We start from the raw sequence: 20676 nt of genomic DNA, 5'->3' as shown, positions 1-20676 counted from the left end.
ATTGTTGGTGAGTTAGAGTGCAGTTTCGACGATGGTTTTAGGAAACCGATCAGAAATCGAATCCCTCCACGGACCAGGCAGGAGGGAAGTTTGACGATCGGGGATCCTCACGGACGCGGCGTCGCGTCTGGGCCGTACTCCACGTCCCAGTCATCGAAGAGCGCCCGGAACTCCTCGCGTTTGCGTTCGATCTCATCGTCACTGAATTCCTCTTCGGCTTTCGTCAGTTCCTCCTCGTAGGTGAGTTCGGCGGTCGCGTAGCCGGTCACCTCGTCGCTTTCTACGACCCAGGATGGGAGGCACTCGCTCTCGAGGCTGAGATCATACTCGTACCCCTCCGCGCCCATACACGCTGCAGAATAGTGCTTGTCGGACTGTCGTTCGAACGTCGTTTCGAACTCTGTCACGGACCGAGCGGGACCGATGTCGATACCGACGCCAGTCGGTTCACGTGATATCGAGAGGTCGATGGTCACGTGAGACCACTGGTAGCGGGCGTCGAACGGGAGACACGGGTGCCCGCAAGTGTTCAGAACGACGTCTGGATACCGCTCGTCGCCCGGGTCATATATTAGACACTTCATCCACGTCTGGACGGACTCGAACCGGTCGATGACGAACGTCTTAGACTCGATGTTGCCCATACAGATGATTCGACCGGTCGATAATATAAATGCTGTCCGAGGAGAAAACGAAAATTGAGCTGGGGACGCCCCTATCTGTTCGGTCCGGTGGACGGGACCGTCGTCCTCAGCCCGCGAGGCGCGCGGCAGCACGCGGCTCCCCGTCCTCGCTGGCCGGTGTCGGCCCTCAGAACAGACACAGTTTCCCGCCAGCCAGCCAGTCGGCGATCGCGCCCTCGGACACCGTTCCCGCGCGTTCTCGAGCGGTGCATCTAGTTCGAGATCGACGTAGAGTTCGTCGCCCCAGCGGGTCGCTCGCCAGCGGCGGGTAGTGCCGCCTCGAGGGCGGCTCTGGTGGCCGGTGGGTCGTCGGCCCAGGTCGCGGTCGGCGACGGTAACGCGGAGATCGCTCATGGACGAACCGACGAACGGCGGGGACTCCGGAGCGGCGACCGCAGCGGTTCAGTCGGCGGTGTCGACGGCCCGCAAATCGCGGCTCGTGGCCCGTTCGCGCGTGCGCTCGAGCGCCCCAGCGACCGCCTCGGGGTCGTCGATCGCCGAGCGGTCACAGCGGAGATCGAAGACGCTACTGTCGAGGCCAAAGCGCCGCCGTTCGACGACGAGTTCGTCGTCGGTCAGCCGGACGCCGTCGACCGTCGCCCAGGGAATGAATCCTTTCCAGAACGACCGGTCGACGACGAGCCCCGCCTCGTGGACGCGGATCTCCGGCGGGTTCCAGCGGCCGGTCTCCTCGAGGTCGTACCAGTCGTACCGTCTCGAGAGTATCATGACGACCCCGTAAACGACCCAGAACGGCCCGAGGTACCACTCGCCCTGCCAGATGCTGACCAGTCCGGCGAGGATCATGAACGCCATGATTACGGTGTAGGCCGGCTCGCCGGTCCACCCGCCGCTTCGCTGCCACGTCCACGTCGCGGCGGGTTCGTCGGCCGTGAGCGCGTCGACGTACCGGTTTTTCGCCATCCGCTCGAGGCCGAAGCCCGAGACGCCGGCCAGAACGGCCGCGGCGACGGTCAGGACGATGAACCGACCGGTGTCGGCGATCGGCATGGTCCCGGCGGTAAAGAGAAGCGCCGTAAACGCCGCCGCCGGGGCGTAACAGCCGAGTCGTCGCCAGCGGCTCCGGCCGATACGCTCGGGCAGTCCCCGCGCCCGGCTGGCGTAGATATGGCCGACGATGGCGACGGCAGTCACTGTACTCGGCAGGATGCCAAGCAGCGCCGCCGTCCCCACGTCGGCGAACACCCCCGCGATCGCGACGATCCCGGTGACGACGATCCCGAGATAGAAGCCGAACCCGGCCTGGAAGCCAATGTCGGGGTCGCTCACCTCGAGGGGACGGTGCCGGTCGTATGATGCCACGGTGTTCGCGATTTCGATTCCCGAGCATAAAATAAAACCGGTACCCTTAGTCCGATTACACGCTCGCCGGTCTCGACTCACCCGCCGCTGTATGCTCTCGTCGACGGCGTACCGGCGGCTCGAGACCGCCCGGCGAGTTCCAGTGTGAGAGTTACCACACTGCAGGTCGTGGCTAGCGTATGCTCGTACAGCTCTACCAGTACAAACACGAGGAGGTCCAGTTCGACGACAACCGAACGACCGGTGAGTCCCAGACCGAGGACGCGGTGAATCCCGATGCGGACGACTACTTCGGGGCCGAGATGGACGAGTTCGACGTCGAGACGTGGGATACCGTCGAGTACGAGGGCGACCCCATCCAGCGCCGGTCGGTCACGATCGACGGCGTCACCGCCGTGTCGGTGCTACAGGACGCCGACGAAGGGGATCCGGGACTCCCCGGACGGACGATCCAGATACGAATGGAGGGCGGGAACGAATCCCTCGAGGGGGCCGAGATCGTCGACGTACAGGACGAAGCGCCCGGGTGAGAGTCCCGGTGGACGACCGTGGCTGTCGTGGCCGTGATAGTGACTGTCTCCAACGGCAATGGGGAGTGACAACCCCTATCGGGGCGGTTCGCTCCCGAAATCGTTTTCAAGCGGTCGCGCGCACACTCGGTATGCCGACGGAATCGGACACTCATTATGACCCCTCGCTGGGGAACAAGTTCATCTTCGTCACCGGCGGCGTCATGTCGGGGCTCGGCAAGGGGATTACGGCCGCGAGTACCGGCCGACTCCTGAAAAACGCCGGGTTCGACGTCACCGCAGTGAAGATCGATCCGTACCTGAACGTCGACGCGGGGACGATGAACCCCTACCAGCACGGGGAAGTCTACGTACTGGAAGACGGGGGCGAGGTCGACCTCGATCTGGGGAACTACGAGCGGTTCCTCGACATCGACATGACCTCGGATCACAACATCACGACGGGGAAGACCTACCAGCACGTCATCGAGAAGGAACGCGCCGGCGATTACCTGGGCAAGACCGTCCAGATCATCCCGCATATCACCAACGACATCAAACGGCGGATCCGGGAGGCCGCCGAAGGCACCGACGTCTGTATCATCGAGGTCGGCGGAACGGTAGGGGACATCGAGGGGATGCCCTACCTCGAGGCCCTGCGCCAGTTCGCCCACGAGGAACCGGAGGAGAACGTCCTCTTCACCCACGTGACCCTCGTCCCGTACTCGAAAAACGGCGAGCAGAAGACCAAGCCGACCCAGCACTCGGTCAAGGAAGTCCGTTCGATCGGCCTCCAGCCCGACGTGATCGTCGGCCGCTGTGAGGATCGACTCGATCCCGAGACCAAAGAGAAGATCGCGCTGTTCTGTGACATCCCGACCGAGGCAGTGTTCTCGAACCCCGACGTCGAGGACGTCTATCACGTCCCGCTGATGGTCGAGGACGAAGGGTTGGACCAGTACGTCCTCGAACACTTCGGGCTGGCCGAGGAGGCCCTGCCGGAAGGCGAACGTGCCAACGAGTGGCGCGAGATCGTCACGAGCGAGAAGGACGGTGCGGTCGACATCGCGCTGGTCGGCAAGTACGACCTCGAGGACGCGTACATGTCGATCCACGAGTCGCTGAAACACGCCGGCTTCGAGGTCGGCGTCGACGTGAACGTCCACTGGGTCGCGGCCGACGAACTGAGCGAGGGCCACGACGGCCAACTCGAGGGGATGGACGGCGTCATCGTCCCCGGCGGCTTCGGGATGCGCGGTTCCGAAGGGAAGATCCGCGCGGTCCAGTACGCCCGCGAGAACGACGTGCCGTTCCTGGGCCTGTGTCTGGGCTTCCAGATGGCCGTCGTCGAGTACGCACGGAACGTGCTGGGCTTCGAGGGGGCCCACTCCGCCGAGATGGAGGAAGACACGCCCCACCCCGTCATCGACATCCTGCCCGAGCAGTACGAGGTCGAGGACATGGGCGGGACGATGCGGCTGGGTGAACACACGACCGTCATCGAGCCCGAAACGCTGGCCTACGACCTGTACGGCGACACCTCCTGTTCGGAGCGCCACCGCCACCGCTACGAGGTCAACCCCGAGTACTTCGACGCCTTCGAGGACGAGCCGCTGACGTTCTCCGGCACCGCGGGCAACCGGATGGAGATCCTCGAACTCGAGGATCATCCGTTCTTCGTCGGGACGCAGTTCCACCCCGAGTACACGTCCCGACCCGGCCAGCCGAGCCCGCCGTTCCTGGGGCTGGTCGAGGCCGTTCTCGAGGGACCGGCCGATGACGACGACACCGACCCCGCAGACGACGACACCGACGCGGAAACAGAGGTAACCCACTGATGGTAGATACCGAGACGTTCGTTCCCGACGCAGTCGCAGAGATCGAAGACGAAATCGGCGATGCAAACGCCGTCATCGCCCTCTCGGGCGGCGTCGACTCCTCGACGGCCGCCGCGCTGGCGTACGAGGCGATCGGCACCCAGCTTACGGCCGTCTACGTCGACACTGGCCTGATGCGGAAAGGCGAAACCGACGAGATCCGCGAGACGTTCGACTACATGGACAGTCTCCGGATCGTGGAGGCCCAAGACCGCTTCCTCGAGGCGCTCGAGGGCGTCACCGACCCGGAGGAGAAACGCCACATCATCGGCGAGCAGTTCATCCGGGAGTTCGAGACGGTCGCGAAAGAGGTCGACGCGGACTACCTCGTGCAGGGGACGATCTACCCCGACCGCATCGAAAGCGAGGGGACCATCAAGTCCCACCACAACGTCGGCGGCCTCCCGGAGGTCGTCGACTTCGAGGGCATCGTCGAGCCCATGCGCGACCTCTACAAGGACGAGGTCCGCGAGGTCGCCCGCGCGCTCGACCTCGAGGAGGTCGTCTCCGAACGCATGCCGTTCCCCGGCCCCGGCCTCGCCGTGCGGATCATCGGCGAGATCACCGAGGAGAAGTTGGAGGTGGCCCGCGAGGCCAACCACGTCGTCGAGGAAGAACTCGAGGAGTACGAACCCTGGCAGGCGCTGGCGGCGGTCATCGGCAAGGCCACCGGCGTCAAGGGTGACAACCGCGTCCACGGCTGGGTCGTCTCGGTGCGCTCGGTCGAGTCCCGCGACGGAATGACCGCCCGCGCCCAGGAGATCGACTGGGACACCCTCCAGCGCATTCAGTCCCGAATTACGGGGTCCCACGAGAACGTCGCCCGCGTCGTCTACGACGTGACTCACAAACCGCCCGCGACCATCGAGTACGAATGAGCGCCACGACCGCGGTCGTCGCCGGCGACGACGAGGACGGCATCGGCGCGGCCCTCGAGAACGCAGGCGTCGACGTGACCCGCGTCACGGGCGTCGTCTCCCGTCCCCAACTCGAGGAGGCCGGCGTCGTCGAGGCCGACCTCTACGTCCTGACCGACGTCGGGCAGGCGACGACGATCCCGATCGTCTGCGATCTCAACGATGACATCCGAACCGTCGTCTACGCCAACCGGACGGTCCCGGAGTTCGTCAAGGGCCAACTCGACATCGCGATCGACCCGCAGTTGATGGACGCCGACATCGTCGTCGAGGAACTCGTCGACTGAGGCAGCCGCCGGAACACCGGTCACGAGGAGCCGGGGCGATGGCAGCCGAATTCGTCGTCGTCCGAACGCCGGCGAAGCGTCCGTTCCGGCGACCGTCAGCGTTCGCTTTCATTACGTCCGAGACGTCCAGTATAAACCGTCTGACGGCGGATCTCGAGCCGATAAAGCCGCGTTGAATTCGGTCAAACTCGGCGTAAGAGCGGTATACCATCACCGCCGTTCAAGTGGGATCGGCCGCTACCATCGCGTGGAGGTCGACGGGCAGACCCCAAGGCACCCACCACCTGTTCCCGCGACTTCCAGCAACCCCACCACAGCACCCTTCCCCCACCACTGCCAACCGATTCTCGCCGACGCGAGCCCGCCCCACCGGCTCGCGTCACACCCTGCGACCCTGGCATTCGGGGCACGGCCCGACCGTGCCCCGGGGATGGATCCCCTTTCCTCGACGCGAACTATAGTAGCCACTGAAAGTCATTGCACACCTGATCGCACGACAGCGTTGTGATCAGTGTGTGAATCGTTTCAGTGGCTACTATACCGCTCCCGGAGCCGCCGGAGGATCGGAATCTCCGCGAGTCGCTCGTCTTCGAGCAGGTCCCAGTCGATGCCGGTCGGCTGGTCGTCGGTCTCGGGCCGGAACGTACGGTCGGGCGTGACCACGAGATCCATCGCGACGTCGTGACTCCCGATCGCGACCGGGCCGTCGATCACCTGCCGCTCGTGGACCGTCGTCGCGACCGGCGTCGAATCGTCGACGAGACCGAGATCCCGGAGGACGGCGTACTCGAGGTCGCTGTACCCCTCGCCCTTGCCGATTCGGCCGCCTTCTTTCATCACGGCGACGCTCCCGGAGACGATCAGATCGACCCGATCGACCTCGTCGGGGCCGACCTGCTCGCCGTGGTCCGACGAGCCCGAGACGGTCGTCGCCGCGTCGTAGTCGGTGAGGGCGTCCGGGTCGAGCTTCAGGAAGCACTGCTCGTCCCGGAGCCGCGGGACGGCCATGTAGACGGTCTTGCCCTCGCGCAACGCCCGCCGGCGGACGGGCAGCTGCGGCGCGTCGGGATTGGCCTTGATCGCCGTCGCTCGCTCCCACTCGGGTTGCTCGGCCAGTCGATCGGCGGCGTCGTCGGCCCCTGCGAAGTTCGGGATCCGGCCGTGGGGCGGGAACGGGAAACGGGCTTCGCCGCTCTCCTCCAAGTCATCCCAGACCCGCTCACGGACGGCCGTCTTCTCGAGGGTCTCACCCACGTCAGGCACCCCCGTCGGCGGGTTCGGCCCCGTTCGCGTCGGTCGGTTCCTCGTCGGCGTCGGACGCCTCGTACCCGGCGCGCTCGACGAGGGACGGTGCCTCCTCGAGAACGATCTCCTCGATGGCGAGCTGGACCGCGTCGACGTGACCCGGCAGGCAGAAGACCGGCGTGCCGTCGGCCACGCCCGCGAGCGTCCGTGCGCCGACGACCGCCGTGCCGACCCGCTCGTAGCCGAGAACGGTGACGAGTTCGCTGAACGCGGCCAGTTCCTTCTTCAGGAGCGGTTCGACCGCCTCGATCGTGATATCGCCGGGCTCGACACCGGTCGCGCCGGCCGTGATCACGATATCGACGTCGTCACGGTCGAGCAGCCGTGAGACGATCGACTGGACCGTATCGTGATCCGAGTTGACGTGTTCCCGTACCGCGACCTCGTGTCCGTCGGCCTCGAGGAGATCGGTGACCGTCTCCCCGGCCGCGTCCTCCTCGAGCCCGCGGTCCGAGGCGATCGTGATGACGCCGGTACACAGCGTTCCCGTGGCGGCGTCGGCGTCCGTTTCGTCCATACGTCGCCTTCGAAAGCCGGCGGGTAAAAGCTACGCACGCGGGTTACGGCGTGGGGTCGGGCCCCGGCCCGCCGTTCGGACCCCGCTCCCGGTCCGGCATGGCGTCGGGATCGTACGGCGGGTCCGACCCCGAGTCGGTGTCGAGATCGGCGATGAGCGACTCGAGGGTGCGGACGTGGTCCTCGAACAGTTCCTCGCCGCGGTCGGTGAGTCGATACGTCGTCTGGGGGGTGTCGTCGACGAACTCCTTTTCGACGGCGACGCAGTCGGCCTCGGCCATGCGGTCGATGTGGCTGGCGAGGTTCCCGTTGGTCACCTCGAGGGTCGACGTGAGGGCGGTAAACCCCGTCGGACCGTTCGCGTAGAGGTGTGCGAAGATCCGAAGTCGCGTCGGTTGGTGGACTAGTTTGTTGAATTCCATGTCAGTATCGGAAGAGAGCAACGTAGGTCGCGACGTGATGCAGTGCGATGCCGATGCCGAACGCCGCGTACTCCCAGCCCTCGAAGGCGGGGATGTAAGGGATGGCCGCCGAGAGGACCATGATCCACGCGCCGCCGACGACGAACGCGTACCGGTCGGCGGGCCTGACGTCGTACGCGGCGAGCAACTGGCCCATGAGGACGTAGCCGACGCCGACGACCGCGCCCGCGGCGACGATCGCCAGCCGAACCGCGTTCGTCGGGCCCAGCGACTCGAAGACCGGGCGAAGTCCGACGACCAGGGCGATGACGCCGGCGAGGACCGCGACGAACCAGCGCCGCTGGCTCGGCAGCCCCGCGGCCGGCGGCTCGTAGCTCGACCGGAGGCGTCGCTTCGCGAGTTCACAGCAGCCGACGACGCCGGCGAACGCGACGGCGATCCACGGCCGAAACCCCTCGCGGAGCCAGAACTGGACGATAGTGAAGAGGAGCCCGGTACAAACACCCTCCACGATCCAGAACCGCCACCAGTAGGGGTGGTCCGACGCGAGCCCCATGGCTCCCTTGATCTCCGCGAGTTCGGCCTCGAGCCGGTCGGGATCGACGTCGTCCGAGACGTTCTGGGCCATCGTTACTGTCCGTTCGTGGTCGGTACACCGTTCGTATAGTAATTAAACAGGGCGGTGTAGGTCGGCTCGACGATCGACAGATCGGCCCGATCGATTCCGGTCTCGGCCGCCAGATTGGCGAGCAGTCGCTCGGGGTCGTCGGCCGCACCCCCGTATTCGCGCGGGACAACCGCACGAACGTTGCCTGCTACCGCGAACGGCTCGCTGTCAGCGACGGCGGCCAGCGCGCTCGCGTTCGCCGCGCGGGTCTCGAGGACCGGCGGGACCGACGCAAGCAGCTCCTCGGGCGCGCCCGTCGCGACGATCCGGCCGCCGGCGAGGAAGGCGAGTCGATCGGCGACGTCGGCGTTCATCGGCCGATGGCTGGCGACGACGAGGGTCTTCCCGGCCGCTCGCTTCTCGCGGAACAGTTCGTGGACCGTCGGGATCGTCGCCAGATCCAGCGCGGCCGTCGGCTCGTCGAACAGGTACAGCGGCACGTCGATGCTGGCCGCGATCGCGAGTTCGAGCTTCCGGACCATCCCGCCGGAGTAGTCCGCGACGGGCCTGTCGAGGTCGTCCGCGATGCCCAGCCTCGCGACGTGGTCGCGCCACGCGTCGGTAAACTGCGGGTGGAGCCGTCGATAGAAATTGACGTTCTCGCGGCCAGTGAGTTTCTCGAGCGCCAGCGCGTCCTGCAGGAGGAAGCTCGTGGTGTCCGCGCGGGCGGTCGCGGGCTCGCCGAAGACCTCGACGTCGCCCGCCGACGGCCGCTGGCTGCCGGCGAGACACGACAGCAAGACCGACTTGCCGACCCCGTTCGGCCCCATCAACACGAGCAGTTCGCCCGCCTCGACGGTGAGATCGACCGCCTCGAGGACGCCGTCGTCGCCGAAGGACTTGCTGACGCCGTCGGCGGTCGCGACCGGCTCGGTCACGTCCACCACCCCCGGTCGTAGAGGGTCCGGGTGACCAGTACCGAGCCGGCGACGACCGCGATCAGCGTGTAGCCGGTCAGCAACGCGAGGAACGCCGGTTCGGTCGGCAGTTGGGGCGGTGAGACGCCGAGTTCGGTCCAGTTCTCGGCGGGGACGAGGTGAGCTACGAGCAGCCGCGTCGCCAGCGTGTTCGGGAGGTAGTTCAACGCCGGGCCGTCGATCGGCGACTGTGCCGGAACGACCCCGTTGAGCCCGGTGAGGACGAACGCCATGACGGCCACGAGCGTCGTCGCCATCGACGCGACGCGTTTGTTCCCCGCGACGACCACGAACGGGACGGCGACGACCATCCAGAACAGACAGGTCGCCACCCCGGCGAGCAGGACGACCGGCACCGACGCGGGCCCGCGGAGCCCGAATGCCGCGCCGGTCGCGACCGCGACGACGATCGTGACGGCGAACGACCCCGCGGCGAGGACGAGCCCGGCCGCCATCCGGCCGGTCAGTTCGGCCGACGGCGAGATCGGCATCGACCGGTAGGCCGCGTACCGCCGATCCTCGAGGTCCGTCGCGAGCTGGCTCCCGAAGAGGAACAGAGAGACGAACATCGCCCCGAGAACGCCGGTGCCGATCGCGACGCTCGCGTCGGCCGCGGCCGACGTTTCGGTCCCTTGCGTCACCCGGAGCAGGTACGTGATCGCGGGGAACGCGATCACCCACGCCAACATGAGACCGCTGTTCCGGACTTCCCGGAGACTCCGGTCGGTGAACGCGCGGGCCTGTGCGAACCAGACGCCGCGGCTCCCGGTCGATACGCCGTCCGCCGCTTCCGTCGTCGGTGTCTCGGTCGCCATCGGCTTCGCGTCGACCCGACGGACGGCCCACGGAAAGTAGTTTGCATTGCAAAGTCACTTTGCAGTACAAACAAAGGGGCGTCGCCGGAGTGCTGGTAGCCCAACTGTTATGGACGCCGTTTCCGTTGGCCACGGTATATGCAGGCAGTCCAAATCACGGAACACGGCGACACCGACGTCATCGAGTACGGCGAGTTCCCCGACCCCGAGATCGATCGGGACGAGGTACTGGTCGACGTCAAGGCGGCCGCGCTCAACCACCTGGACATCTGGACGCGCCGCGGAATGCCGGGACTGGACCTCGAGATGCCCCACATCCCGGGCAGCGACGCGGCGGGCGTCGTCGAGGAGGTCGGCGAGGACGTAACCCGCTTCGAGGAAGGCGACCGCGTCGCGGTCTCGGCCGGCGTCGGCGACCTGCGGATGGACGACCCGACGCTCGACCCGACGTTCCACATCATCGGCGAACACGTCCGGGGCGTCCACTCCGAGTACGCCGCCGTCCCCGAGGACAACCTCATCCCCGTCCCGGAGGGCGTCGACTGGGCGGTCGCCGGCTCGAGCAGTCTGGTCTTCCAGACCGCGTGGCGCATGCTCATCGAGCGGGCGGACCTCGAGGCCGGCGAGAGCGTCCTTGTACTGGGTGCAAGCGGCGGGGTCGGCCACGCCGCCTTACAGATCGCCGACTACGCGGGCGCGGAGGTCTACGCGACCGGTAGCACCGAGGAGAAACTCGAGTACGCCGAGGAACACGGCGCGGATCACGTCTGTAACTACGAGGAGGAGAACTTCGCGGACTGGGTTCTCTCGGAGACGGACGGCCGTGGCGTCGACGTAGTCGTCGAACACGTCGGTGCGCCCACCTGGCGGGACTCGCTGAAGAGCCTGACCAAGGGCGGCCGGCTCGTAACCTGTGGCGGCACGGGCGGGGGCAACCCCGAGACGGACATCCCGCGGATCTTCTGGGAACAGCTCACGATCATCGGCTCGACGATGGCCACGCCCGAGCAGGTCGACGACGTGATGGAACTGGTCTGGGACGGCACCTTCGAACCCGCGATCCGCGAGGAGTTGCCGATGAGCGAGACGGCCCGCGCTCACGAGATCATCGAGAACCGGGAGGGCTTCGGCAAGGTCGTCGTTCGGCCGGACAGCGAACTCTAAACCCCGTCTCGATCACGGCCGACCCGGTTGGCCAACCGTGAGGGCTTTTACGATGCGGTCAAAGGGTCCGATAGTGAGTTCGAACGACGACGGCGGCTACGTCCACGATCCGGCGGCGTTCGACGCCGACGACGGGGAAACCGACGAGTCGGCCGACGACGACGATGGGTGGGACCCGTCCCACCCAGAGACGGCCGACCGGGAGTTCGACTGGCGCGGCTGGGTCCTCGTCGGCGTCCTCGTGTTCGCCTTCCTGATCGCCCCGACCGCGATCTATCTCTTCCCGCCCGGCGCGGAGGGGTATCGGTTCGCATTACTAATCCTGCCGCTGGCTCCAGCTATTCTGCTCGCCGTGACTGCCGTCTGGGCGACGACGCGCCCCTGAAAAAGCGGTCCCTTAGGGCTCGCGAACGCCCTCGAGGGTCTCGAGGACGGCCGCCCCGTGGCTGACGTCCCGTTCCGGGGCGTCCTCGTGGTCGACGTACGAGGCCAACGCGGTATAGAGCCGGTCGGCCTGGGAACCGGTGAGTCGCGTCTCGCCGTCGGCTTCGACCGCGTCGATCGACTCGAGTACCCACTCCGGCGGTGTCTCGTCGCCGTCGAGAGCCTCATCGAGCCGGTTCGACAGGACGTGATGGGCGACCCATTGCTCGTCTCGGGAGAGCGTGACTTCGTACGTCTCGGTTTGTGGTGAGGAACTCATTTCGTCAGACGGGACCATGGTGTCGGTCCTCAGGCAACGCTACGAACAGCGTGATAATAAGCCTTGTTACCGAGTGGCATGATTGCCGCGTTCCGCTAAACTACAACGGTCGCGTGCCACGCGGGGGTGACCGACGGACCCACGGCCGACAACGGGTCGGCCGTCGATCAAAAGCTACTAACAGAATCGCCCCGAGGAACGGGACGACCGAATGGATCTCACGAGGCTGACGGAATCGATCGCGACCGGCCGCGTCGGACACGCGATCTCCCGTCTCGTCCCGTCGACGGCCGTCTGGGAACGTGAGTGGGACGTCTGTTGTGTCCTCGACGGCTGCCGGTACGATCTCATGCGCGAAACCGCGGCCGCCGGCCACGAGTTGCTGCCGGGGCCCGAGGGGGTGGGCTCGCTGTGGTCGGTCGGCTCCCAGTCGGCAGAGTGGATGGATCGGACCTTCGCCCCCGAGCATCGCGAGCGGATGGCGCGGACCGCCTACGTGACCGGCAACCCTTTTTCCTCGCAACCCTGCGACCACATCCTCGTGACCTCCGACGAGGTCCTCCCGCTTTCGGCCGACGACTTCGGCGTCCTCCACGAGGCCTGGCGCGACGAGTGGGTCGACGACGATATCTCGACGATTCCGCCCGCGCCGCTGACCGACGCCGCGATCGCCGTCTGGCGCGCCCGCGAGCGACTGGGGATCGATCGCGTTCTCGTCCACTACATGCAGCCCCATGCCCCCTTCCGGTCCCAGCCGGACTGGTTCTTCGGCTCGGCCGACATCGAACACTGGGGCCAGTTCGTCGAGGCCGACGACGATGACGAAGAGTTCGACCCCGAATCGCTGACCGCCGAGGAACGCGAGGCGCTCGAGGCCTTCGCCGAGGCCGACGACGACGATGACTCGATGAACGACCCCTGGCTGCGGGTCCGCGAGGGCGACCTCTCCCGTGAGGCGGTCTGGGCGGCCTACCGGGACAACCTCGAGTGGGTCTTAGACGACCTGACCCGACTCTACGAGAACTGCGACGGCCGGCTCGCACTGACCAGCGACCACGGCAACGGCCTCGGCGAGTTCGGCGTCTGGTCACACCCGCCGGGTACCCCCGTCCCCGCCGTGCGCCGGGTCCCCTGGGTCGTCCGCGAGGGCCGCGACCGGGAGACCTGCGATCCCGCCCTTCCGGCGGGGATCCGCGAGGGCGATTCGGCCGCCGGAGACGACGACGGCGAGATCGAATCGCGCCTCGAGGCGCTGGGGTACCGATAATGGACGGGACCCCGATCCGAGACGCGATCTATGCCCTCCGAAAGGCCCGGCTCGGCCTCGAGCGCCGCCGGCTCGATTACGGCCGGGAGACGCGCGAACGGGCCGACCGGCTGGCCGACGTGCTGCCGGCCTCGGCCGACGAACTCCGCGAATACGAGCGCGAGTACGACGACCTCGAGTGGTTCCACGACAGCTACGCCGACCGCGTGGCGGCGATCCACGACGCCGGCGTCGCGACCGACACGACCCACTGGCGCGACGGGGTGACGCTGTACGTCGTCTGTCGCGCGCTCGAGGTCGAGACGGCCGTCGAAACCGGCGTGCTGTTCGGCTCGTTCGACGCGCACATCCTCGCCGCGATGCACGAAAACGGCGGCGGCACGCTGCATGCGGTGGACCTGCCCGGCGGCCCGCCCGGCCCCTTCGAGTACGGCCACCTGATCCCGGATCGCTGTCGCGACCGATGGGAACTCCATCGGGGCGACGCACGGGAGGTGCTGCCCGACCTGCTCGAGTCGGTCGGCCCCGTCGATCTGTTCCTGCACGACTCGGACCACCGGCTGCCCCACATGCGCTTCGAGTACGAGACGGCGTTGGGGCAGCTCGAGTCCGGCGGGGTCCTGGCCAGCCACGACGTGCGGCTCTCCGGGCTGTTCGACCGGTTTACCGAGGAAAACGGGTTGCGATCGTGTGTGATCTGCGATACGGGGATCGCTCGAGTACCGCCGTTGGAGAGTACGTACTGACGACTCGAGTCGTACTGCTATCGTAGCAACAGGGGGCCGCCACACCCTTGCCAGCCGATTCGCTCGTTTCACTCGCGACAACCTCGCGCAGTGTCGTCGGTCGGCTTCGCTCGGCTCACGGATCCATCAGTCACTGTTCGCACCATCGAGGCCTCACTACGGTCGGCCTCGCACCGCTCAGCCGACCGTCAGCGCGCGCCGCCGCGGATCGATTAGCCGATCGCGGGGAGACGTGATTTCCGTAGACTGGACGACTACTGTTCGCCTGCGCCGTCCGAACCGCGCTCACTCCGGTCGCGGGTCGGTGAATAGGTCCGCGGCGGGGGAGAGTCCCGACAACGCATCCGCAGCCAACACCGCCGCTCCGCCGGTCCACGTCGGCCGCTCGCCCGGCCAGAACTCCTCGTCCTCGAACTGGTAGCCCGTCCAGAAGACCCCCTCATCGTCGGTCCACTGGAAGAGCCAGTCGTAGATCTCGCGAGCGCGCTCCGTCCGGCCCACCGCGGCCAGCGAGACGACGAGTTCGCAGGACTCGGCGACGGTCACCCACGGCTCGTCCGCGACGCAACGACAGCCCAGTCCCGCCTCGAGGTACCGATCCATCCCGGCCTCGAGTCGGTTCCGTGCCGGGTCCCCGGTCAGCACCCCACAGAGGACGGGGTAGAACCAGTCCATCGCATAGCGGGACTTGCTCTCCCACGTGCGGTCGAACCGGTCGGGGCGGGTTCGGATCGCCTCGCCGAGGTCGGTACGGGCCGCGAGCCAGCGCTCGCAGGCCTCGTCGTGGCCCAGCACGTCCGCGATCGCCGCGCCACAGGCCAGACTCTTGTAGAGGGAGGCACAGCCCGAAATCAGTGCGTCCTCGTAGGGCTCGCCGTCGGGGCCGACGGTCCAGTAGATCTCGCCGGTCGGTGCCTGCTGGCGGCGAGCGAACTCGAGGGCGTCCCGGACGGTCGGCCAGAGTTCCTGGAGAAATGCCCGGTCTTCGGTACAGAGATAGTGGTGCCAGGCGCCGACGGCGACGTAGGCGCTGCGGTGGGTTTCCTTGCGCGGCTCGTCGCCGGCGTGGGCCCCGTCGTTGTCCTCGGCCTCGCCGTAAGTCGCCCACAGCGCCCCGTCGTCGTGCTGGGCGTCGGCGATCCAACGGTACGCGCGACGGGCTGCATCCTCGCGGCCGGCGATCGACAGCGCCATCGCGCTCTCGACGTGGTCCCACGGATCGGCCGGCCCCTCGGGATACCAGAGGATGAGCCCGTCCGAGCGCTGGGCGCGCTCGATGTGTTCGAGTGCGGGCTCGAGCCCCCAGTCGGAAAGCGACTCGAGCGTGGCGTTGCTCACGCCGACCCCTCCAGTTCGAAGTAGTAGACGACGCTCTTGCCCAGCGCGGGGTCGAGCCCGCGCTCGAGCAGCCGCACGGGCCGGGGCGACTCGAGGACGTCCCACTCGAGGAACCGGTCGTAGGCCCGCAGGGGCAGCGGCGCGTCACCCTGTTGGTCGCGGTCCCACCAGAGACACTTCAGCCACCAGTAGGGGGCATGCAGGGCGTGGGCGAAGTGGCCGTCGACCCGCTCGAAGCCGCGGCGTTCGATCGCCGCCCGCAGTTCCTCGCGGTCGAAGATCCGAACGTGGCCGCCCTCGACCTCGTGATACTCGTCGGAAAGGGCCCAGCAGACCCGCTCGGGGCCGGCCCGCGGGACGCTGACCGCCAGCGTCCCGCCCGGCGCACAGACCCGCCGGAGTTCGTCTATGGCAGCCTCGTAGTCGGGAATGTGTTCGAGGACCTCGGTACAGAGAACGACGTCGAACGCGCCGTCCTCGAAGGGCAGTCTGAGCGCGTCCCCCGAGAGGAACGTGACCGGCACGTCCGACTCGGGCGCGATGTACTCGTCGTGATCGTCGCGGGCCGCCTCGAGGTTCGCCCGCTCGAGGTCGAGTCCGACGACCTCGCCGACGTTCTCGAGGGCGGCAGCATTGACGTGACGACCCTCGCCACAGCCGACGTCGAGGACCCGCATACCGGGGGTCAGCGTCAGCCGATCGAAGTCGATCGTCTCCATCTCAGACACCCCGCGACCGGGTTTCGATGGCGGCCCGATACTCCCGGACCGTCTCGCGGGCGGCCCGTTCCCAGTCGAATTCCTCAACGATGCGATCCCGGCCACGCTGGCCGAGTTTCCGTCGGCGCTCGTCATCGACCAACAGCTCGCGAACGGCGTCGGCGATAGCGTCGGAATCGCCCGGTTCGACGAGGACCCCCGCGTCGCCGACCACTTCGGGGAGACCGCCGCCGGTCGTGGCGACCACCGGGACGCCACAGGCCAGCGCCTCGCCGGCGGGCAGGCCAAAGCCCTCGTAGATCGAGGGGACCACGGCGACGTCGGCGGTGCCGTAGAGTTCGACCATCCGTTCGTAGCTGATCTCGCTGTGGGTCTCGACCGCGTCCGCGATCCCCAGTTCCGACACCAGCCGGTCGCAGTCCCCGCCTTCGTCGAACTCGCCGACGACGACGAGTTCGGCGTCGATCGATTCCCGAACGGTCGCGAACCCCTCAAGCAGGTGTCGGGCCCCCTTCAGCGGGACGTCGGCGCTGACGGTCGTCATCACGCGCGGGCGGTCGTGATCGCCGTCGACGGGGCGAAACAGGTCGGTGTCGATCCCGTTGTGGACGACCCGGATCGAGTCGGGGTCGGCTCCGAAGTCGGTGACGGTGCGGTGTTTGGCCGACTCCGAGACGGTCAGGACGTGGGGCAGCTCCCGAACGACTTCGCGTTGCATCCGCAGGAACCGGTACCACCGTCGGATCAGGAGCCGTTCTGTCCAGTCGTCGGCGGCCGCAAGCGCGGCGTCGCGGTCGACGGTGATCGGGTGATGTACCGTCGCCACGACGGGATGCCCGCGCTCGCGAAGCGTCCGGAGGCCGTGACACAGCGACTGGTTGTCGTGGATCACGTCGTAGTCGGGATCGTGTGTCTCGAAGTAGTCGACGACCCGGCGGCCGAAGGCGTAGGGATCGGGAAAGCCGCCGGTGAGCGCGCTCAGCCACTCGTAGAGCGCCAGCGGCTCCCGCAGATAGGAGGGTTCGAACTGCCCCAGCCGGTCGAGTTCGTCGACCACGTTCTCGCCGGGGAGTTTCACCAGTCCGACGTCGTCGTCGAGGTCGGGATACGGTTTGCCCGAAATGACGTCGACGGAGTGGCCCAGCTCCGTCAGCGCTCGGCTCAGGTACTTGACGTAGACGCCCTGTCCCCCGGAGTAGGGGTTCGAGCGGTAGCTCAACAGACAGATATCGAGCTGTTCGGCGGGCCGCTTCGCCTCGGCCGACGGCTCCGCCGTCGCCGCCGTGGCGGTCGACTCCCCCGTCGACGCGACCGACGTACTGATACTCCCCCGGAGAAGCCGTCTGAGCGTACCCATCACCATCGCAGTCTATCCGCCATGTGTGGGCACTCCCCTATAAACCTCCCGCTCGTGTACTGTTTCTCGAGGGTGTTTCGTCGTGCGTTTCGTTATCGCACGTCCCGTCGCATCGCGATCTCGAACCACGGGCAGAGTCGCAGTTGGCGGTACCACTCCGGGTTCGAGTGGAGTCGCTCGTACGGGACCCACATCAGGCCGGCGACCTCCTCCTCGTTGGGATCGAGGCTCCGGTCGGACAGCGTCAGCTGCAGGACGGCACAGACCTCGTGTTCGACGCCCGCGTTCTCGAAGTAGCGCTTGTACTCGAACCGGTCGGTCAGCTGCAGGTCGTCGTACTGGTCCGGGGAGATTCCCAGTTCCTCCTCGAGACGCTGGCGGGTCGCTTCCTCCTGGCTCTGGCCCTCGACGGGGTGGGAGGCGACGGTGCCGTCCCAGTAGGTGCCCCACAGGCGCTTGTCCGGCGCGCGCTGTGCGAGCAAAATGTTGCCCTCCCCGTCGAAGACGAGCGAGGTAAATGCCCGGTGACGAATCCCGTCGCCGGTGTGGGCGTCGAGCCGGTTGACCAGTTCGAGTTCGGTATCGTCGGCGTCGACGGCGATCACGTCCTGTCCGGCGTTCTCGTGTTGGAGGTCTTCCTCCGGCGTACTCATACCCGCACAATTACCGTGACTCCTGAAACCAGTATCGTCTCGTGACGGCCGTTTCGAATCGATATGCTCCCTATCCGGCGGGTTCGAGCGACCATAGCTCGCCCCCGTCGGGATCGGGCCGGTACGCCTCCCCGACGGGAATCGTGAGCGCGCCGCGCTCGGTCTCGAGTCGCAGCCGTTCGGTCTCGAGGGTCTCGCCGTCCAGGCTGTACTCGACGGCGTCCGCACGGCTCTCGATCGACAGCGTCGGCGTTCGTCGGCGGACGATGTGCGTGCTATCGCCGCCGAACAACCCCTCGAGGGCCGCGCCGCTCAGCAGGTCCGTCGTCGCGGCGTCCTCGACGATCGTCACCTCGAGCAGGCCGTCCTCGACATCGGCCTGTGCGGTCCGTGCGCCGGTAAAACGCCGGCAGTTCCCGATGAGGACGAACATCGCCTCGCCCTCCCAGGCGCGGGCCCGTTCGCCGTTCGGGCCCGCGGCCGTCTCGACGCGCAGCGGGAGCGAGTCGAACTCCCCGACCGTCTCGATCGTATTCTTGACGTAGGCCAGCACCCCCAGTTCGGCCTTGCTCTCGGGGGTCGTCTCGCTGCTGGCCTCGGCGGTGATCCCCCCGACACAGGAGTTGACGAAGGTTCGGTCGTTGGCCCAGCCGACGTCGATCTCCCGGCGGCGGCCCTCTTCGATCACCGAAAAGGCATGCTCGATCCCCCGAATCCCGACGTTCGTCGCGAAGTTGTTGCCCGTCCCCGCGGGGACGACGGCGACCGTCGTCGACTCGAGGGCGTCGGCGGCTGCGACGCCGTTGACGACCGCGTTAAGCGTGCCGTCGCCGCCGGCCGCGGCGACGAGGTCGGCGTCGGGCGTGGCCTCGCGAGCGAGTCGGGTTGCGTCGCCCGCCTCCTCGGTCCGTCGGATCTCGAAGCCGTGTTGCTCGGCGAGCCCGGTAACGGTGTCGACGTGGTCCCCGTTGCCGCTGACCGGGTTGCAGACGAGGACGCGATCCGCGGCCGCTCGAGCGTCGTCCGGCCCCTCCGATTGCATACCATGGGAGACGCCGGCCGAGCGCAAAAGGGTCTGGCCGGCGTCTGCGTAGCCGTGTACACCGTCGACCTCCACGCGCACACGCGATTCTTCCACGGCCGCCGCGGGCTCGGCGACCGGTTCGATCCGCTGGGCGTTAGACTCCTCACCGAGGTGGCCGAACGCCGCGGCCTCGACGGGGTCGCGACCACCAACCACGACTACTACACGCCGTTCGATCCCGCGCCCGACGTGGCGACGCTACCGGGCATCGAGATCACCACGGATCGGGGCCACGTCCTCGTCGTCGGCCCCGATCCGCCCCGTGCGACGAAACCCGGCGCGCTCTCGCCCGAAGAGGCCGTCGCGCTGGCCCACGACCGCGATTGTGCCGCCATCGTCGCCCACCCGTTCCGGAACAGCACGGTGCGGGAACTCGAGGACGTCCCCTTCGACGCGATCGAGGTCAACGGCAAACACCCCCGCTCGCAACCGCTGGTCGAGGAACTGGCCGGCGAACGCGACCTGCCGCTGGTCGGCGGCAGCGACGCCCACTACCCCGTCGAGGTGGGCCGGGCGTACACCGTCGTGGAGGCCGACCGGCTCACGCCGGAGTCGGTCGTCGCGGCCATCCGCGACGGCCGGGTGAGCGCAACGGTCTCGCGATCGGGATTCGACAGCCTACTGCGGCGGGCCTACCGTGCGATCCACGACCGGAAAGGGGTGATCGACGCAATCGACCGCCCGACGCCCGGCGTGGGCACACCGCCCGGCGAGGACGAGGGGACAGTCGAACAGTAGCGACTGCTCTCTCACAGCGGATCGATGAACCGCCATGCGGTGGCGCGCGCTGAACTGTGCCGAGCGGAAGTGAGGCACAGTTCGAAACCGTGCGAGGGATGAGCGAGCGACTCTGGAGCGAGCGAATCGGTTGGGGAGGGCGTGGCTACTCCGTGTTGCCACGATAGCAGCACACTTCCCCTCGGAGACATCGGTTCTCGAGCGCTATTTCCGCCCGACCGCCTCGAGCGAACGCCGACAGATTCCACCACGCCAGCAGTAGATATAAGTGACCACTGACCAACAATTAGCACGGAAGCCGATCTCCGACAGGGGACGTCTCGAAACGTCCCGGGTGCTAGGACCACCCGAGACTCGGCTTCCAACCCGAGAGGGTTAGCAAGCCATGATTCAGTTCGTTCTACCGGGATATAAACGTCCCGCACGACAGCCGCATCGCCAGTCACGACCACGTTCGAGTCCGTCTCCACTCGCTCGAGAACCCGCGGAGGCGGGCCGATGAGGAGCGATCCCGAGGACGGCGACGACACGCCGTTTCCCGACTGTCCGACCTGCGGCGAGCCGGTCGCGTTCGTCGTCGCCACGGGGCCGTCAACCGGCACCGTCGAACCCTGTGGCTGCTCGCTGCCGCCGGCCCTGTTGACGCCCGATCGGGAGGACTGACAGGGG

General features: G+C 67.3%; 23 protein-coding genes and 1 pseudogene. 10 read left to right on the top strand and 14 right to left on the bottom strand.

The features are described 5' to 3' along the window. Positions 1–107 precede the first annotated feature (107 nt). Together ACERIM_RS12805 and ACERIM_RS12800 are read right to left on the bottom strand one after the other, a co-directional pair. Entirely contained in the window at positions 108–644 is a 537-nt protein-coding gene (locus tag ACERIM_RS12805) for a hypothetical protein (RefSeq protein ID WP_373632939.1), read from the bottom strand. 441 nt (positions 645–1085) lie between these two features. Continuing rightward, positions 1086–2006: a PH domain-containing protein gene (locus tag ACERIM_RS12800; protein ID WP_373632938.1), complete on the bottom strand. Its 921-nt coding sequence runs from the start codon at positions 2004–2006 to the stop codon at positions 1086–1088. A gap of 179 nt (positions 2007–2185) precedes the next feature. Between ACERIM_RS12800 and ACERIM_RS12795 the strand changes: the two genes are divergently transcribed. The 4 genes from ACERIM_RS12795 (at position 2186) to ACERIM_RS12780 (ending at position 5596) form a co-directional block, all read left to right on the top strand. Then, on the top strand, positions 2186–2536 hold the full coding sequence (locus tag ACERIM_RS12795; protein ID WP_006650041.1) for a hypothetical protein: 351 nt from the start codon (positions 2186–2188) through the stop codon (positions 2534–2536). Positions 2537–2667: 131 nt separating this feature from the next. Beyond that, complete coding sequence (pyrG, locus tag ACERIM_RS12790; RefSeq protein WP_006650040.1) at positions 2668–4353, top strand: glutamine hydrolyzing CTP synthase; 1686 nt, start codon at positions 2668–2670, stop codon at positions 4351–4353. Then, positions 4353–5270, top strand: a complete 918-nt coding sequence (gene guaA / locus ACERIM_RS12785; RefSeq protein WP_006650039.1) for a glutamine-hydrolyzing GMP synthase — start codon at positions 4353–4355, stop codon at positions 5268–5270. Before pyrG ends, guaA begins: the two co-directional genes overlap by 1 nt. Then, on the top strand, positions 5267–5596 hold the full coding sequence (locus ACERIM_RS12780) for a CTP synthetase (RefSeq protein WP_373632936.1): 330 nt from the start codon (positions 5267–5269) through the stop codon (positions 5594–5596). The genes guaA and ACERIM_RS12780 overlap by 4 nt, the downstream gene beginning before the upstream one ends. Before the next feature lie 525 nt (positions 5597–6121). Here ACERIM_RS12780 and ACERIM_RS12775 read toward each other — a convergent pair. The 6 genes and pseudogenes from ACERIM_RS12775 to ACERIM_RS12750 all read right to left on the bottom strand — a co-directional run bounded on the left by ACERIM_RS12775 (position 6122) and on the right by ACERIM_RS12750 (position 10238). Beyond that, positions 6122–6850, bottom strand: a complete 729-nt coding sequence (locus ACERIM_RS12775) for a 5-formyltetrahydrofolate cyclo-ligase (RefSeq protein ID WP_373632933.1) — start codon at positions 6848–6850, stop codon at positions 6122–6124. Position 6851: 1 nt separating this feature from the next. Further along, a complete protein-coding gene (locus ACERIM_RS12770; RefSeq protein ID WP_006650036.1) occupies positions 6852–7418 on the bottom strand; it encodes a molybdenum cofactor biosynthesis protein B in 567 nt (188 codons plus the stop codon). A gap of 130 nt (positions 7419–7548) precedes the next feature. Then, positions 7549–7839, bottom strand: a pseudogene (locus ACERIM_RS12765) (transcriptional regulator); the annotation flags it as partial. A 1-nt stretch (position 7840) separates the two neighbouring features. Next, positions 7841–8467, bottom strand: coding sequence for a hypothetical protein (locus ACERIM_RS12760; RefSeq protein WP_373632931.1), 627 nt, complete (start codon positions 8465–8467; stop codon positions 7841–7843). Between the two features lie 2 nt (positions 8468–8469). Next, the gene (locus ACERIM_RS12755) at positions 8470–9390 is read right to left on the bottom strand and encodes an ABC transporter ATP-binding protein (RefSeq protein ID WP_006650033.1); all 921 of its coding nucleotides are present in this window, start codon (positions 9388–9390) and stop codon (positions 8470–8472) included. Beyond that, positions 9381–10238: a hypothetical protein gene (locus tag ACERIM_RS12750; protein WP_006650032.1), complete on the bottom strand. Its 858-nt coding sequence runs from the start codon at positions 10236–10238 to the stop codon at positions 9381–9383. The genes ACERIM_RS12755 and ACERIM_RS12750 overlap by 10 nt, the downstream gene beginning before the upstream one ends. Before the next feature lie 138 nt (positions 10239–10376). On the opposite strand from ACERIM_RS12750, the gene ACERIM_RS12745 reads away from it, so the two are divergent. Both ACERIM_RS12745 and ACERIM_RS12740 read left to right on the top strand, forming a co-directional pair. Continuing rightward, positions 10377–11402 (top strand): zinc-binding dehydrogenase, encoded by a 1026-nt coding sequence (locus ACERIM_RS12745; protein ID WP_006650031.1) that lies wholly within the window; start codon positions 10377–10379, stop codon positions 11400–11402. Between the two features lie 73 nt (positions 11403–11475). After that, on the top strand, positions 11476–11787 hold the full coding sequence (locus ACERIM_RS12740) for a hypothetical protein (RefSeq protein WP_006650030.1): 312 nt from the start codon (positions 11476–11478) through the stop codon (positions 11785–11787). Between the two features lie 12 nt (positions 11788–11799). Here the strand turns inward: ACERIM_RS12740 and ACERIM_RS12735 are convergent, their stop codons facing one another. After that, positions 11800–12105 carry a hypothetical protein gene (locus ACERIM_RS12735; protein ID WP_373632927.1) on the bottom strand — a complete coding sequence of 102 codons (306 nt, stop codon included), beginning with the start codon at positions 12103–12105 and terminating at the stop codon, positions 11800–11802. Between the two features lie 211 nt (positions 12106–12316). Between ACERIM_RS12735 and ACERIM_RS12730 the strand changes: the two genes are divergently transcribed. Together ACERIM_RS12730 and ACERIM_RS12725 are read left to right on the top strand one after the other, a co-directional pair. After that, positions 12317–13372, top strand: a complete 1056-nt coding sequence (locus ACERIM_RS12730; RefSeq protein WP_373632925.1) for a hypothetical protein — start codon at positions 12317–12319, stop codon at positions 13370–13372. After that, complete coding sequence (locus tag ACERIM_RS12725; RefSeq protein WP_373632924.1) at positions 13372–14118, top strand: class I SAM-dependent methyltransferase; 747 nt, start codon at positions 13372–13374, stop codon at positions 14116–14118. The genes ACERIM_RS12730 and ACERIM_RS12725 overlap by 1 nt, the downstream gene beginning before the upstream one ends. Before the next feature lie 285 nt (positions 14119–14403). Here the strand turns inward: ACERIM_RS12725 and ACERIM_RS12720 are convergent, their stop codons facing one another. From ACERIM_RS12720 to ACERIM_RS12700, 5 genes are all read right to left on the bottom strand, one after another. Then, a complete protein-coding gene (locus ACERIM_RS12720; protein ID WP_373632922.1) occupies positions 14404–15456 on the bottom strand; it encodes a prenyltransferase in 1053 nt (350 codons plus the stop codon). After that, entirely contained in the window at positions 15453–16175 is a 723-nt protein-coding gene (locus ACERIM_RS12715; protein ID WP_049905793.1) for a class I SAM-dependent methyltransferase, read from the bottom strand. The genes ACERIM_RS12720 and ACERIM_RS12715 overlap by 4 nt, the downstream gene beginning before the upstream one ends. A gap of 1 nt (position 16176) precedes the next feature. Next, on the bottom strand, positions 16177–17538 hold the full coding sequence (locus ACERIM_RS12710; protein WP_373632919.1) for a glycosyltransferase family 4 protein: 1362 nt from the start codon (positions 17536–17538) through the stop codon (positions 16177–16179). 86 nt (positions 17539–17624) lie between these two features. Beyond that, positions 17625–18185 carry an NUDIX domain-containing protein gene (locus ACERIM_RS12705; protein ID WP_006182604.1) on the bottom strand — a complete coding sequence of 187 codons (561 nt, stop codon included), beginning with the start codon at positions 18183–18185 and terminating at the stop codon, positions 17625–17627. A gap of 70 nt (positions 18186–18255) precedes the next feature. Continuing rightward, positions 18256–19227: a diacylglycerol kinase family protein gene (locus ACERIM_RS12700; RefSeq protein WP_373632918.1), complete on the bottom strand. Its 972-nt coding sequence runs from the start codon at positions 19225–19227 to the stop codon at positions 18256–18258. Between the two features lie 54 nt (positions 19228–19281). Between ACERIM_RS12700 and ACERIM_RS12695 the strand changes: the two genes are divergently transcribed. Together ACERIM_RS12695 and ACERIM_RS12690 are read left to right on the top strand one after the other, a co-directional pair. Next, positions 19282–20007, top strand: coding sequence for a PHP domain-containing protein (locus tag ACERIM_RS12695; protein WP_049905792.1), 726 nt, complete (start codon positions 19282–19284; stop codon positions 20005–20007). A 498-nt stretch (positions 20008–20505) separates the two neighbouring features. Next, entirely contained in the window at positions 20506–20670 is a 165-nt protein-coding gene (locus tag ACERIM_RS12690; protein ID WP_373632916.1) for a hypothetical protein, read from the top strand. The last annotated feature ends 6 nt before the right edge of the window (positions 20671–20676 follow it).

This window comes from Natrinema sp. H-ect1, from assembly GCF_041821105.1.
Lineage (GTDB): Archaea > Halobacteriota > Halobacteria > Halobacteriales > Natrialbaceae > Natrinema > Natrinema thermotolerans.
The sequence above is the reverse complement of the archived record's forward strand: the minus strand, read 5'-3'. Positions and strand labels throughout refer to the sequence as shown.